The following is a 13,743-nucleotide window of genomic DNA, read 5'->3' as shown; positions in this document are numbered from 1 at the left end:
AGGAACCCCACCATGCAACGACGAACCCTCCTGAAACTCGCCGCCGCCACCGCGTCCCTGCCGCTCGCCGCGCAGGCCGCCGCGCCGATGGTCGAGATCTGGAAAGACCCGAACTGCGGCTGCTGCCAGGACTGGGTCAAGCACCTCAACAAGAACGGCTTTGCCACGCGCGTGCACGACGAGGGCAACGGCCCCGCGCGCGAGCGGCTCGGCATTCCGGCGAAGCTGGGTTCGTGCCACACGGGCCGCGTCGGCGGCTACGCCATCGAAGGCCACGTGCCGGCGCGCGAGATGCAGCGCCTGCTGAAGGAAAAGCCCAAGGCCATCGGCCTGGCCGTGCCCGGCATGCCCATCGGCTCGCCCGGCATGGACGGCCCGGCCTACGGCAACCAGCGCGACGCCTACGACGTGCTGCTGGTGCTGGCCGACGGCAGCACGCGTGTCTTCCAGAGCTACCGCTGAGCCCCTCTTCACCCTTCATCCCATCCAAACAAGGAAGGAACACCGACCATGAAAAAAGTCCTCACCGCCCTCTCCACCCTCGTGCTCGCCGCCGCGGCGTTCGCGCAGGCCGCGCTGCCCCAGGTCGACGGCGAAGTCCGCAAGGTCGACACCGACGCCAGGAAGATCACCCTGCGCCACGGCGACATCCCGAACCTCGAGATGACCGGCATGACCATGGTGTTCCGCGTGAGCGACCCGGCGCTGCTCGCCAAGGTGAAGGCCGGCGACAAGGTGAAATTCACCGTCGACAAGGTCGACGGCGCACTCACCGTGCTGTCGATCACGCCGGCGAACTGAGAAGCTGTGAACCTCAGGACCTAAAGCGCCCCGGATCGAAGGGCGCCAGCGGTATCTCCGCCGCAACGCCCGCCAGCAGCTGCGCCGCCAGCCGCCCGGTTCGCGCCGATCCGCACAGGCCGACGTGGCCATGCCCGAAGGCCAGCACGATGTCGCCGCTGGCCGCCGACGGGCCGATGCACGGCAGGCCGTCGGGCAGGCTCGGGCGGTGTCCGAGCCAGTGCGCCACCGAAGGCGCACCGGGCGCGGGCGGTGCCAGCGACGGAAACATCGATTGCAGATGCGCGTGCAGGATCTCGGCGCGGCGCCAGTCGGGCGCCGCTTCGAGGCCCGCGATCTCCACCTGGCCGGCCGCGCGCAGGCCGCCGTCCATCCAGTGCGCGATGAGTTTGCCGTCGGCCACCATGGTCGGCGTGCGCGGGCCAGCCGTGGCGCCATCGATCACCACGTGGTAGCCGCGCTCGGACTCCAGCGGCACCGCCGAGCCTGCCGCCGCGGCCAGCGGGCCCGAGCGCGCGCCGGCGCAGATGGCGGCGCCGTCGCAGGCGATCTCGCCGGCCTCGGTGCGCACGGCGCGCAGCCGGCCGCCCTCGATGCGAAAGCCGGTGGCCCGCGCAGCGACGCGTTCGGCACCCCCAACGAGCGCATGGTGCGCCAGGGCCGCCACGTAGGCGCCCGGATTGCGGCAGTGGCCGGCTTCGGGCACGAAGATGCCGAGCGTGTAGCGCGCGGCCAGATCAGGCTCGCGGCGGCGCAGTTCGTCCGCCGGCCATTCTTCCCACTGGACACCGGCGCGCCGGCGCACGCGCCAGCCCAGCGCGTCGCCGTCGAACTCGGCGCGCGAACGGTAGGCATGCAGCAGCCCGCGCCGCTCGATGAGCTGCGGCACGCCGGCCTCGGCAGCCAGTTGCGCATGCAGCGCGGGCGCATCGGCCAGCAGCGTGCGCAATGCGTCGGCGGTGCGCTGCACGCGCGCCTCGGTCCAGCCCGAGGCCAGGTAGCGCAACAGCCACGGCAGCGCGCGCGGCAGGTGGCGCCAGCGCAACGCCAGCGGCCCGAGCGGGTCGGCCAGCCAGCCCGGCACCTTGCGCCAGGCCCCCGGCAGCGCGGGCGGCACCACGGAGTGCGATGACAGCCAGCCGGCATTGCCGTAGCTCGTGGCCTGCGGGCCACCCGGCTCGCCGGGCTCCACCAGCGTCACGCGCAGGCCCGCGCGCAAGGCCTCGATGGCGGTGGCGCAGCCCACCGCGCCCGCGCCGATCACCACCACGTGGCGGCTGCCGCCCTCGGGGGAGAAACTTCTTGCAACTGTCATTGTGGGGATCGTAAAGGTCGCGGTCCCATAATCGGCCGCCATGTCCGCTGCGTCTTCTTCCCCCTCTTCTCGCGCCGGTGCCATCACCGACGTCGCCGGCATCGAAGTCGGCCATTTCTCCGACACCCGCCGCCCCACCGGCTGCACCGTGATCATTGCGCGCGACGGCGCCGTGGCCGGTGTCGATGTGCGCGGCGCCGCGCCCGGCACGCGCGAGACCGACCTGCTCTCGCCCGGCAACCTCGTGCAGGAAGTGCACGCCGTCATGCTCGCAGGCGGCAGCGCCTGGGGCCTGGCCGCCGCCGAGGGCGCGATGCGCTGGCTCGAAGAGCGCGGCGTCGGCATGGACGTGCGCTTCGGCACCCTGCCCATCGTGCCGGCCGCCGTGCTGTTCGACCTGCCCATGGGCGACGCGCGCATCCGCCCCGACGCGGCCGCGGGCTACGCCGCCTGCGAAGCCGCCTCGACAGACGCGCCCGCCGAGGGCAATGTGGGCGCGGGCACCGGCGCGCTGGTGGGCAAGCTGTTCGGCGTGCACCGCGCGATGAAGGGCGGCATCGGCACCGCCTCGGTCACCGTCGGCGGCGTCACGGTCGGTGCGCTGATCGCGGTCAATTCGCTGGGCGACGTGATCGACCCCGACACCGCCCTGCCCGTGGCCGGCGCGCGCACCGAGGACGGCAGCGCCTTGCTCGACACGCGCCGCGCGCTGCTGCGCGGCGACCTGCCCAAGCCGCTGCTGGCGGGCACCAACACCACCATCGGCGTGATCGCCACCGACGCGGTGCTGACCAAGGTGCAGGCCAACCGGCTCGCCATGGTCGCGCACGACGGCCTGGCGCGCGCCATCAACCCGGTGCACACCATGAGCGACGGCGACACGCTGTTCGCACTGGCCACCGGCCGCGTGCCGCTCGAAGGCGATGCGCCCGGCATGACCGTGCTGAGCACCATGGCCGCCGAAGCCACCGCCATCGCCACCGTGCGCGCGGTGCGCGCGGCGCGCGCGGTGACCGTGGGCGAGCTGCACATTCCCTGCGCCGCCGACCTGGCCGCACCGCGCGGCTGACCCGCGCAACGCACGACGAGGCACCCCATGGCGTTTCCCCGCACCCTGAAGCTGATCCTGCTGTCGATCCGCGACCTGATCGCCTCGGCCGGCCCGATCGTGTTCATCGTCATCGGCCTGCTGGTGGCCGCCTACTGGTGGCTGCAACCGCAGCCGCCCAAGCACGTGACGCTGGCCACCGGCCCCACGGGCAGCGCCTATGCGCAGTTCGGCAAGCGCTACGCCGAGGCCCTGAAGCACAGCGGCATCACCGTCGAACTCAAGGCCACCTCGGGCTCGACCGAGAACCTGCAGCTGCTGCGCAGCGGCGACGCCGACGTGGCCTTCGTGCGCGGTGGCAGCGCCGACCCGGTGGCCGACGAAGAGGCCGGCCTGCGCTCGCTGGGCGCGCTGTTCTTCGAGCCGATCTGGCTGTTCTACCGCACCGACAGCGCCCAGAAGATCGACCGCAAGACCAGCACCCTGACCTCGCTCACGCAGCTGCGCGGCCTGCGCGTGAACGTCGACCTGCCGGGCAGCGGGCTGCCCGAGATCATGGAGCGGCTGCTCAAGGCCAACCGGCTCGGGCCCGACGACCTGTTGCTGTCGAACCTCGAGCAGGCCGCCGCCGCCGAGGCGCTGCAGGCCGGGCTGCTCGATGCCATCGTGCTGTTCTCTGCGCCGCAGTCGCCTCAGGTACAGCGGCTGCTGCGCGCCGGCGACATCCAGCTCATGGACTTCGGCCAGGCCGAGGCCTACACGCGGCGCTTTCCGTTCCTCTCGGCCGTGACGCTGCCGCGCGGCGTGGTCGACCTGTCGAAGGACCTGCCGCTGCACGACGTGTCGCTGCTCGCCGCCACCACCTCGCTGCTGTCGCGCGACGAGACCCACCCGGCCCTGCGCCAGCTGTTCGCGCAGGCCGCGCAGACCGTGCACAGCGACGCCGGCTGGTTCAACCGCGCGCGCGACTTCCCCAATACCCGCACCAGCGAACTGCCCGTGAGCCCCGAGGGCGACCGCGCGATCAACGGCACGCCGCCCTTCTGGCAGCGCTACCTGCCGTTCTGGGCCAGCAACCTGGTCGAGCGCATGTGGCTGGTGCTGGGCGGCGTGCTGGTGCTGATGCTGCCGCTGAGCCGCGTGATCCCGCCGCTGTACCAGTTCCGCGTGCGCCGCCGCGTGTTCCGCTGGTACGCGCGGCTGCGCGACATCGAGGCCAAGGTGGACGGGCGCCAGAGCCAGGCCGAGCGCGACAAGCTGCTGGAAGAACTCGACGACCTCGACCGCGTGGTCAACAAGGTGGCCGTGCCGCTGTCGTACGCCGACGAGCTCTATGCGCTGCGCAACAACATCTACGCGGTGCGCAAGCGGGCACTCGCGGGATCGGCGGGGGCAGCCGCCGCTGCGCCGGTCCGCGCGGCCACCTGACAAAAAGGCCCGGGCGCGCGCTTGCTGTCCACGCTGATCGATTTCGCCGACCCGCGCACCGACGGGGCGACCCGGCTGCGCGCCGCCTTCGGCGCACCGGTGCGCGTGCTCGTCGCCCATGCGCCGCACGAGGTGCGCCCTGTGCTGGAGGCCGTCGAGGCGCTGGCCCGCGAAGGTCGCTGGTGCGTCGGCCACCTGCGCTACGAGGCCGCCGCGGCCTTCGACCCGGCGTTCGAGGTGCATGCACCCGACGGGCCGCTGGCCTGGTTCGGCGTGCATGACGAGGCGTTGCCATGGCCGGATGCGCCGGCACCCGCTGTAGCGCCCGTCGCGTGGACGGCCGAGCTGTCGCGCGAGGCTTTCGACCGCAATATGGCCGCGATCCACCGCGCCATCGCCGACGGCGTGCTGTACCAGCTCAACTACACGGCGCCGCTGCGCGCCACTTTCGACGGCGACGCGCAGGCCTGGTTCCATGCGCTGCGGCAGGCGCAGCCCAACGGCTACGGCGCCTTCATCGACACCGGCGACGAACAGGTGCTGTCGGTGTCGCCCGAGCTGTTCTTCGACCGCGACGGCGACCGCATCCTCGTGCGCCCCATGAAGGGCACCGCGCCGCGCGGCGCCACGCCCGCCGAGGACGCGGCCCATGCGCTGCGGCTGCGCACCGTGCCCAAGGAGCGCGCCGAGAACGTGATGATCGTGGACCTGATCCGCAACGACCTCTCGCGCGTGGCCCAGCCCTTCTCGGTGCGCGTGCCGCGCCTCTTCCACACCGAGGCGCTGCCCACCGTGTGGCAGATGACCTCCGACGTGGAAGCCCGCCTGCGCGAAGGCACGACGCTGGCCGACCTGTTCGCGGCGCTGTTCCCCTGCGGTTCCATCACCGGCGCGCCGAAGGTGAGCGCCATGCGCATGATCCGCGCGCTGGAGCCCGACGCGCGCGGCGTGTACTGCGGTGCCGTGGGCGTGGTGCGGCCCGGCGGGCACGCGACCTTCAACGTGCCGATCCGCACCGTCACGCTGCGCGACGGCGCCGCGCGCTGCGGCATCGGCAGCGGCATCACGGCCGATGCGCAGGCCGACGCGGAGTGGGACGAGTGGCGGCACAAGCGCGCCTTTCTCGGCGCGGCGGTATCTTCGCAACCATGACCTCCTTCGAGCTGCTCGAAACCCTGGCGCTGACCGATGGCGCACTGCGCGATGCGCCCGCGCACCTGGCGCGGATGCATCGTGCAGCTGCGCACTTCGGCTATCCGTGGCACGAAGCGCAAGTGACGGCCTGCCTGGACCAGTTGCGCACCGCGCATGCCGCAGGCACGTGGCGCGTACGCCTGCTGCTCGACGCGCAAGGACAAGCGCGCGCCGAGGCCTTCGCCATGGACGCTGCGCCACCGCGCGTGCGCCTGCAGCTGGCCGCGCGTGCCTTCGATGAGGCCGACAGCGAGTTCTCGCGCTTCAAGACCACGCGCCGTGCGCACTACGAGGCGTTCACACCGACCACGCCCGGCGTGTTCGACACGCTGCTGTGGAACCGCGGTGGCGAGATCACCGAATGCACGCGCGGCAACATCGCGCTGCGGCTCGACGGCCGCTGGGTCACGCCGCCGCTGCACTGCGGCCTGCTCGACGGCATCGGGCGTGCCCGCCGGCTGCGCGAAGGGCAGCTGATCGAAGCGGTCGTGCGCGTGGACGACCTGCCGCGCGTCGAAGCGCTGGCCTTCGTCAACAGCCTGCGCGGCTGGCTCGACGCGGACCTCGTCGGCCACGGCGTTCCCTGAACGACAAAGCGCGCGGCCCCTTGCGGAACCGCGCGCTCTGGTCGTCGAAGCGGCCGAAGCCGCCTGCGTCCTGTCTTACTTGAGGGCCTTGTAGCGCATGCGCTTGGGCTTGGCGCCTTCTTCGCCGAGGCGCTTCTTCTTGTCGGCTTCGTACTCCTGGTAGTTGCCGTCGAAGAAGGTCCACTGGCTGTCGCCTTCGGCCGCGAGGATGTGCGTGGCGATACGGTCGAGGAACCAGCGGTCGTGGCTGATGACCATCACGGTGCCGGCGAACTCGAGCAGCGCGTCTTCCAGGGCGCGCAGGGTTTCCACGTCCAGGTCGTTCGACGGTTCGTCCAGCAGCAGCACGTTGCCGCCCGCGATCAGCGTCTTGGCCAGGTGCAGGCGGCCGCGTTCGCCGCCCGACAGCGTGCCGACCTTCTTCTGCTGGTCGGCGCCGTTGAAGTTGAAGCGACCCGCGTACGCGCGGCTGGCCATCTGGAACTTGCCGACGTTGATGATGTCCAGGCCGTTGGAGATGTCTTCCCACACGGTCTTGTCGGACGCCAGCTCGTCGCGGTGCTGGTCGACGAAGGCCATCTTCACGGTCTGGCCGATGACGACCTCGCCCGTGTCCGGCTTTTCCTTGCCCGCGAGCAGCTTGAACAGCGTCGACTTGCCGGCGCCGTTCGGGCCGATGATGCCGACGATCGCGCCCGGCGGCACGGTGAAGCTCAGGTTGTCGATCAGCATGCGGTCGCCGAAGGACTTGCTGACGCCGTGGAACTCGAACACCTGCTGGCCCAGTCGCTCCGCCACAGGAATGAAGATTTCCTGCGTTTCGTTGCGCTTCTGGTATTCCATGTCGCTCAGCTCCTCGAAGCGGGCCAGGCGCGACTTGCTCTTGGCCTGGCGTGCCTTCGGGTTCTGGCGCGACCACTCGAGTTCCTTCTTCAGGGCCTTGGCGTGGGCTTCTTCGCTCTTTTGCTCCTGCGCCAGGCGTTCGCCCTTCTGCTCGAGCCAGGTGCTGTAGTTGCCCTTCCAGGGAATGCCGCGACCGCGGTCCATTTCCAGGATCCACTCGGCGGCGTTGTCCAGGAAGTAGCGATCGTGGGTGATGGCCACCACGGTGCCCGTGAAACGCTGCAGGAACACTTCGAGCCACTCGACCGATTCGGCGTCCAGGTGGTTGGTCGGTTCGTCGAGCAGCAGCATGTCGGGCTTGGACAGCAGCAGGCGGCACAGCGCCACGCGGCGCTTTTCACCGCCCGACAGCAGGCCGATCTTGGCGTCCCACGGCGGCAGGCGCAGCGCGTCGGCGGCAATTTCGAGCTGGTGCTCGGAATCGGTGCCGGCGGTGGCGATGATGGCTTCGAGCTGGGCCTGCTCGGCCGCCAGCGCGTCGAAGTCGGCGTCTTCGGCACCGTAGGCGATGTAGACCTCTTCGAGGCGCGCCTTGGCCGCGAACACCGCGCCCATGGACTCCTCGACCGATTCGCGCACCGTGTGCTCGGCGTTGAGCTTGGGTTCCTGCTCCAGGTAGCCGATCGTCATTCCCGGCATGGGCAGGGCCTCGCCCTCGAATTCCTTGTCCACACCCGCCATGATCTTGAGCAGCGTGGACTTGCCCGAGCCGTTCAGGCCGAGCACGCCGATCTTGGCGCCGGGGAAGAAAGAGAGCGAAATGTCCTTCAAGAGCTGCCGCTTGGGCGGCACGGTCTTGCTGACGCGGTTCATCGAATAGACGTATTGAGCCATCTGTGAATGATTACCTTGGGTAGCTTGGGATTTGCGTAAAAGCACGGTCGTCCGGACAGTGATCCGGGCGCGGCGAACCCATGATTATCGACTCATGCGACAATAGTCCTCGTTGCCGGGTCCAGTTGCCCGCAAACCGGCTCTCTGCCGGGGACGAAGAAAACCCCAAATCACCGCGGGTCTTCCGGCTCCCACCCCTGACCTTCATCTGCCTTGACTGGCTCGGCGTCACCCCAAAACGACGCCTGGCGGGCCGATGCCACTGCGCCGTGTATGGCGCTTGTTGTTTCCACAATGAATTTTGACGAACTGAAGCTGGCTCCCGCCATCTTGAAGGCTGTGCACGAGCACGGCTACGACACCCCCACCCCCATCCAGGCGCAAGCCATTCCCGTGGTCCTCGACGGCCACGACCTGCTGGGCGGCGCCCAGACCGGCACCGGCAAGACCGCGGCCTTCACCCTGCCGATGCTGCACAAGCTCACCATGAGCCGCAGCGCCACCAACAAGTTCGGCGGCATCGGCATCCGTGCCCTCGTGCTGACCCCCACGCGTGAACTCGCGGCCCAAGTCGAAGAGTCGGTGCGCACCTACGGCAAGTACCTGCAGCTCGACTCCACCGTGATCTTCGGCGGCGTGGGCATGAACCCGCAGATCAGCAAGCTCAAGAAGGGCGTCGACATCCTCGTGGCCACCCCCGGCCGCCTGCTCGACCTGCAGCAGCAAGGCATGCTCGACCTGAGCCAGGTCCAGATGCTGATCCTGGACGAAGCCGACCGCATGCTGGACATGGGCTTCATCCACGACGTGAAGAAGATCCTGGCCCTGGTGCCCAAGGAAAAGCAGAGCCTGCTGTTCTCGGCCACCTTCAGCGACGAGATCCGCGACCTCGCCGGCTCGCTGCTCAAGAACCCGCAGAGCATCCAGGTCACGCCGCGCAACACCACGGTGCAGCGCATCACCCAGGTGATCCACCCCGTGGGCCGCGGCAAGAAGAAGGCGCTGCTCGCGCACATCATCAACGAGAATAAGTGGAGCCAGGTGCTCGTGTTCACGCGCACCAAGTTCGGCGCCAACAGCGTGGCCGAGTTCCTCACCAAGAACGGCATCGAGGCGATGGCGCTGCACGGCAACAAGAGCCAGAGCGCCCGCACGCAGGCGCTGGCCGGCTTCAAGAGCGGCGACATCCGCGCCCTGGTGGCCACCGACATCGCCGCGCGCGGCATCGACATCGACGAGCTGCCGCACGTCGTGAACTACGAGATTCCGAACGTCAGCGAAGACTACGTGCACCGCATCGGCCGCACCGGCCGCGCCGGTTCGAGCGGCGAGGCCGTGAGCTTCGTGTGCCTGGACGAAGAAGGCTTCATGCAGGAAATCGAACGCTTCACGAAGCAGACGATCCCGGTGCAGAAGGTCGAGGGCTTCGGCCCTGAAGAAGGCGAACGCGCCGAGCCGATCGCCATGGGTCGCCAGACGATCTGGGGCGGCGCCGGCCGTCCGCCGAGCCGCGAAGTCATGCAGGCAGCCGCCAAGGCCGCCCGCACCGAAATGATGTCGCGCATCCGCGAGAACAAGGCCGGCCAGGGTGGCGGCAACGGCGGTGGCGGCGGCAATGGCGGCGGTCAACGCCGTGGTGGCGGCCAGGGCGGCGGCGGTCAAGGCCGCAATGCCAACGGTGGCGGCCAAGGCCAGGGCCAGGGCCCGCGCGGCCAGGGCGCAGCCCGTCCGGCACAGGGCCGCGGCCCGCAGCAAGGCCAGCCGCGCGCACCGCAGCAGCCGCATCACCACGCACCGCACGAAGAGCGCCAACCGCGCCATCACGGCAACAGCCACAGCCCGACGCAGGCCAACCAGGTCGCGCACCTGCGCGCTGAAGCCGTCGCAGGCGGCGGCGCCGGTCAGCCGGACCCGTTGCGCACGAGCGTGGACCACATGGGTGGTCGCGGTCGCGGCGGCCGCCCGGGCGGCGGTGGCGGCTACGGCGGCAACCGTTCGGGTGGCGGTGGCCGCTCGGGTGGCGGCGGTGGTGGCTACGGCGGTGGCGGTGGCGGTGGTGGCCGCTCCGGCGGCGGCGGTCGTTCGTTCGGTCGCTGAAACGCACACACGCGCCGATACACGCGTCGATTCCACAAAGGGCACTTCGGTGCCCTTTTTCGTTTCTGCCGGTGCGGCCGGCGCGGCAGGTTCGTTTGCACCGTCTCAGGACACAATGTGCGGGCCATGCCCTCCTACATCCCGCCCAACTACGCCACGCTCTTCGTCGCGACCTGCAACCTGCTCAACCTCGCGAACCCCAACCGCGTGTACTACGAGAACCAGGACGCCTACAACGAGCGCGAATACGAACGCAAGATCGACTGGATCGGCGAGCGCATCCACGCGCTCAATGCCGACGTGCTCGCGGTGCAGGAGGTGTGGGACGAGGCCGCGCTGAAGGCCGCCATCGGCCGCAGCGGCCTGCGCTACGACTTCGTCTCGGTGCCGGGCGCCGAGAACTCGCCACCGCCCGCGAGCCCGCCGGGCACGCCCGGGCGGCCGGGCGCACAGGGCACGCCGCGCGTCGGCATCGTCACGCGGCTGCAGGTGGACAGCGTGCAGTCCTTCGTCGACTTTCCCGCGGGCTTCGGCGTCGAGGTGCCGGGCATCGGCCCGCACACGCGCTTCGAGCGCCCGCCCCTGCTGGCCACCGTGCGCATGAAGCACGGCCAGCAGGTGCATGTGCTGACGGTGCACCTGAAGTCCAAGCGCCCCAAGTTCCTGCAGGACGCGCAGGGCAACCACCTGGAAGACCGCGATGATCGCAAGATCGGCGCCATGGCCTCGCTGCGCTCCTTGCTGATGCGCGGCGCCGAGGCCGCGGCCCTGCGCTGCATCGTCATCGACCTGCTGCAGGGCACCAACGTGCCGCTGGTGGTGATGGGCGACTTCAACGACAACCCGCACAGCGTGACCACGCAGCTGGTGGCCGCCACCTCCGAAGTGGCCTACGACAAGGCCGCGCGCGACGTGGCGCTGTTCAACGCCTACGAGATGCAGGGCGAGTCGGCGCTCAAGAAGGACGTGGCCTATTCGCACATCCACCAGGGTTTTCCGGACGTGCTCGACCAGATCCTGGTGAGCGAGGAGTTCGTCGCCGGCAGCCGCCACAGCCTGGGCGACGTGCGCCGCGTCGACTACTTCAACGACCACCTGCACGAAGGCCGCGACCGCTCGCGCTCGGACCACGGCTTCGTGCGCGCCCTGCTGCGGCTGCGCACCGACGACAACCGCTGACGAACGCCCCTACGCCGCCTTCGACACCCGCACGATCGCGTCGGCGCGCTTGTGCAGGTCGGGCAGCAGTTCCAGGCCGAGGCCGGGCTTGTCGTTGAGGCTGATCATGCCGTTCTCGACCTTCGGCAGCTCGGTGACGAGTTCCTTGTACCAGCCGGTGAAGAAGGCGCGCACGCTCTCCTGGATCAGCGCATTGGGCGCGTGCAGGCTCAGGTGCGTGGACGCGGCCCAGACCACCGGCCCCGTGCAGTCGTGCGGTGCCACGGGCAGCTGCCAGGCGTCGGCCATGGCCGCGATCTTGCGCGCCTCGGTGAGGCCGCCGCACCAGCTCAGGTCGAGCATCGCGACCCCGGCCACGCCGGTCTGCAGGTAATCCTTGAAGCCCCACTTGTAGCTCAGCGTTTCGCTGGCGCAGACGAGCGCCTGGCAGTCCTTCGCGTACTGCTTGAGCAGGTCCAGGCTGTCCATGCGGATCGCGTCCTCGTGCCAGAAGGTGTCGAACTCCTGCAGCGCACGTGCGATCTTCTGCGCCATCGGCAGCCGCCACAGGCTGTGGAACTCGACCATGATGTCCATCTTGCCGCCCACCGCCTGGCGGATCTTGCGGAAGGGCTCGAGCGCGGTGTCGAGGTCGGCGTTGCTGATGTACTGCCCGTGGCTCTTCTCCGCCGCCGGATCGAAAGGCCAGATCTTCATGGCCGTGATGCCTTCGGACAGCAGCGACTCGGCCAGCTCGTCGGCGTGGTGCAGGAAGCCCTGCAGGTCTTCGTACGGCCCGTTGTTGTTGGCCAGGCCCCAGTTCGAGCTGGTCTGGTTCGTGGCGCTGCGGATGTACTGGTAGCCCGCGCAGGTGTTGTAGATGCGGATGGCATCGCGGCTCTTGCCGCCCAGCGCCGTGTGCACCGGCATGTTGGCGGCCTTGCCGAACAGGTCCCACAGCGCGATGTCGACGGCCGAGTTGCCGCGCGTTTCCACGCCCGACCCGCGCCAGCCGAGGTAGCCCGTGATGTCGCGATTGCGCGCCTCGATCTGCAGCGGGTCGGTGCCCAGCAGCTTCAGCGCCGCCCATTCGTGCAGGTAGGCCTCGACCGCTTCGGCGCCCATGAAGGTCTCGCCGAGGCCGACCAGGCCCTCGTCGGTGTGCAGGCGCACCCACAGGATGTTGGGGAACTCGCCCAGGCGGATGGTTTCGACTTGCGTGATTTTCATGAAAGGGGTTCCGCAAAAAGAAAAAGCCGCGGCGGCGGTACCGCGCGGCTCTTGCACACATTCAGCGCATGGCCGAACGCCTCGATCAGCCCCCGCGCGCCTTCTTCAGCGCGTCGGTCACCACGCCCACGGCTTCCGTGCCGATGTTGGGCACGTTCTTGTCGTACACGGGCTTGACCTTCTCCAACATGCGCTTCTGTTCGGCCGCCGAGACTTCGTTCACCGTCATGGTCTTGCGCAGGCTGGCGAGCGACTTCTCGTTGAGCGCGCGGTTGGCTTCGCGCTGGACCTTCTGGCCTTCCTTCGCGGCCTCGCGCAGCACCGCCTGCTCCTGCGGGTTGAGCTGGTCCCACAGCTTCTTGCTGTAGAGGATGAGGAAGGGCGTGTAGGCGTGGCGCGTCACGCTCAGGTACTTCTGGACCTCGCTGAACTTGGAGGTCTCGATGGTCACGAAGGGGTTCTCCTGGCCGTCGATGGTGCGGGTCTCCAGCGCGGTGAACACCTCGCCGAAGGCCATGGGCACGGCGTTGGCGCCCAGGGTCTTGAACGAATCGAGGAAGATGTTGTTCTGCATCACGCGCAGCTTCACACCTTCGAAGTCCTCGGCCTTGGCCACGGGCTTCTTGCTGTTGGTGAGGTTGCGGAAGCCGTTCTCCCAGTAGGCCAGGTTCACGAGGCCGGCGGCTTCGAGCTTCTTGTTGAAGTACTCGCCCGCGGGGCCGTCGAGCACCGCGTCGGCCTCCTTTTCGTTGGCGAACAGGAACGGCAGGTCGAAGGCGCCGAGTTCCTTCACGATGCCCACCAGCGGCGAGCTCGAGGTGCACACCATTTCCTGCGTGCCCGCGCGCAGGGCTTGCGTGGCCGGCAGGTCGCCGCCCGCGGCGCCGCCCCAGAAGGCCGTGATCTTCATCTTGCCGCCGGTCTTGGCCGCCAGCACTTCCTGCATCTTCTTCACGCCCACGCCCACGGGGTGGTCTTCGTTCACGCCGTTGGTGAACTTGATCGTGCGTTCGGCAAATTGCGCGAGGGCGCCGGTCGACGCCAGCAGGCCGCCGGCCACGAGGGCGGCGGTCATCAGGGTTCTGCGAAACAACATGCTTGTCTCCTTCGATTCGAGGGGTTGGTTGAACGAACTGACTGACAGGAAA

At 69.3% G+C, this 13,743-nt stretch carries 10 protein-coding genes and 1 pseudogene; 7 read left to right on the top strand and 4 right to left on the bottom strand.

What is annotated here, in order from left to right:
• The first annotated feature begins 12 nt into the window (after positions 1–12).
• Positions 13–462, top strand: coding sequence for a DUF411 domain-containing protein (locus ACAM52_RS04685; protein WP_139702862.1), 450 nt, complete (start codon positions 13–15; stop codon positions 460–462).
• A 48-nt stretch (positions 463–510) separates the two neighbouring features.
• Positions 511–801, top strand: a complete 291-nt coding sequence (locus ACAM52_RS04680; protein WP_369646266.1) for a copper-binding protein — start codon at positions 511–513, stop codon at positions 799–801.
• Positions 802–814: 13 nt separating this feature from the next.
• On the opposite strand, the gene ACAM52_RS04675 is transcribed toward ACAM52_RS04680, so the two are convergent.
• A complete protein-coding gene (locus ACAM52_RS04675) occupies positions 815–2,116 on the bottom strand; it encodes an NAD(P)/FAD-dependent oxidoreductase (protein ID WP_369646265.1) in 1,302 nt (433 codons plus the stop codon).
• A gap of 40 nt (positions 2,117–2,156) precedes the next feature.
• Between ACAM52_RS04675 and ACAM52_RS04670 the strand changes: the two genes are divergently transcribed.
• The 3 genes and pseudogenes from ACAM52_RS04670 to pabB all read left to right on the top strand — a co-directional run bounded on the left by ACAM52_RS04670 (position 2,157) and on the right by pabB (position 6,373).
• A complete protein-coding gene (locus tag ACAM52_RS04670; RefSeq protein ID WP_369646264.1) occupies positions 2,157–3,185 on the top strand; it encodes a P1 family peptidase in 1,029 nt (342 codons plus the stop codon).
• Between the two features lie 27 nt (positions 3,186–3,212).
• A complete protein-coding gene (locus ACAM52_RS04665; protein WP_369646263.1) occupies positions 3,213–4,592 on the top strand; it encodes a TAXI family TRAP transporter solute-binding subunit in 1,380 nt (459 codons plus the stop codon).
• 24 nt (positions 4,593–4,616) lie between these two features.
• Positions 4,617–6,373 (top strand): annotated as a pseudogene (gene pabB / locus ACAM52_RS04660) (aminodeoxychorismate synthase component I).
• 75 nt (positions 6,374–6,448) lie between these two features.
• Here the strand turns inward: pabB and ettA are convergent.
• The gene (ettA, locus tag ACAM52_RS04655) at positions 6,449–8,110 is read right to left on the bottom strand and encodes an energy-dependent translational throttle protein EttA (protein ID WP_062475998.1); all 1,662 of its coding nucleotides are present in this window, start codon (positions 8,108–8,110) and stop codon (positions 6,449–6,451) included.
• Positions 8,111–8,404: 294 nt separating this feature from the next.
• Here ettA and ACAM52_RS04650 point away from each other — a divergent pair, with 294 nt between their 5' ends.
• On the top strand, positions 8,405–10,207 hold the full coding sequence (locus ACAM52_RS04650) for a DEAD/DEAH box helicase (protein WP_369646262.1): 1,803 nt from the start codon (positions 8,405–8,407) through the stop codon (positions 10,205–10,207).
• A 126-nt stretch (positions 10,208–10,333) separates the two neighbouring features.
• Positions 10,334–11,386 carry an endonuclease/exonuclease/phosphatase family protein gene (locus tag ACAM52_RS04645; protein ID WP_369646261.1) on the top strand — a complete coding sequence of 351 codons (1,053 nt, stop codon included), beginning with the start codon at positions 10,334–10,336 and terminating at the stop codon, positions 11,384–11,386.
• Between the two features lie 9 nt (positions 11,387–11,395).
• Here ACAM52_RS04645 and ACAM52_RS04640 read toward each other — a convergent pair whose 3' ends face one another.
• Together ACAM52_RS04640 and ACAM52_RS04635 are read right to left on the bottom strand one after the other, a co-directional pair.
• On the bottom strand, positions 11,396–12,595 hold the full coding sequence (locus ACAM52_RS04640) for a mandelate racemase/muconate lactonizing enzyme family protein (protein ID WP_369646260.1): 1,200 nt from the start codon (positions 12,593–12,595) through the stop codon (positions 11,396–11,398).
• Positions 12,596–12,680: 85 nt separating this feature from the next.
• Positions 12,681–13,691, bottom strand: a complete 1,011-nt coding sequence (locus ACAM52_RS04635) for a TRAP transporter substrate-binding protein (RefSeq protein ID WP_062476013.1) — start codon at positions 13,689–13,691, stop codon at positions 12,681–12,683.
• Positions 13,692–13,743: the final 52 nt, after the last annotated feature.

This window comes from Variovorax sp. V118, assembly GCF_041154445.1.
In the GTDB taxonomy this organism is placed as follows: Bacteria; Pseudomonadota; Gammaproteobacteria; order Burkholderiales; family Burkholderiaceae_C; genus Variovorax; species Variovorax boronicumulans.
Note: the sequence above shows the minus strand (reverse complement) of the source record. Positions and strands in the feature narration are given on the sequence as shown.

Excerpts from the sequence above, each read along its gene's own strand:
- ACAM52_RS04685 (WP_139702862.1), top strand. The coding sequence starts at position 13 with ATGCAACGACGAACCCTCCTGAAACTCGCCGCCGCCACCGCGTCCCTG.
- ettA (WP_062475998.1), bottom strand. The coding sequence starts at position 8,110 with ATGGCTCAATACGTCTATTCGATGAACCGCGTCAGCAAGACCGTGCCG.
- ACAM52_RS04665 (WP_369646263.1), top strand. The coding sequence starts at position 3,213 with ATGGCGTTTCCCCGCACCCTGAAGCTGATCCTGCTGTCGATCCGCGAC.
- ACAM52_RS04675 (WP_369646265.1), bottom strand. The coding sequence starts at position 2,116 with ATGACAGTTGCAAGAAGTTTCTCCCCCGAGGGCGGCAGCCGCCACGTG.
- ACAM52_RS04635 (WP_062476013.1), bottom strand. The coding sequence starts at position 13,691 with ATGTTGTTTCGCAGAACCCTGATGACCGCCGCCCTCGTGGCCGGCGGC.
- ACAM52_RS04670 (WP_369646264.1), top strand. The coding sequence starts at position 2,157 with ATGTCCGCTGCGTCTTCTTCCCCCTCTTCTCGCGCCGGTGCCATCACC.
- ACAM52_RS04680 (WP_369646266.1), top strand. The coding sequence starts at position 511 with ATGAAAAAAGTCCTCACCGCCCTCTCCACCCTCGTGCTCGCCGCCGCG.
- ACAM52_RS04650 (WP_369646262.1), top strand. The coding sequence starts at position 8,405 with ATGAATTTTGACGAACTGAAGCTGGCTCCCGCCATCTTGAAGGCTGTG.
- ACAM52_RS04640 (WP_369646260.1), bottom strand. The coding sequence starts at position 12,595 with ATGAAAATCACGCAAGTCGAAACCATCCGCCTGGGCGAGTTCCCCAAC.
- ACAM52_RS04645 (WP_369646261.1), top strand. The coding sequence starts at position 10,334 with ATGCCCTCCTACATCCCGCCCAACTACGCCACGCTCTTCGTCGCGACC.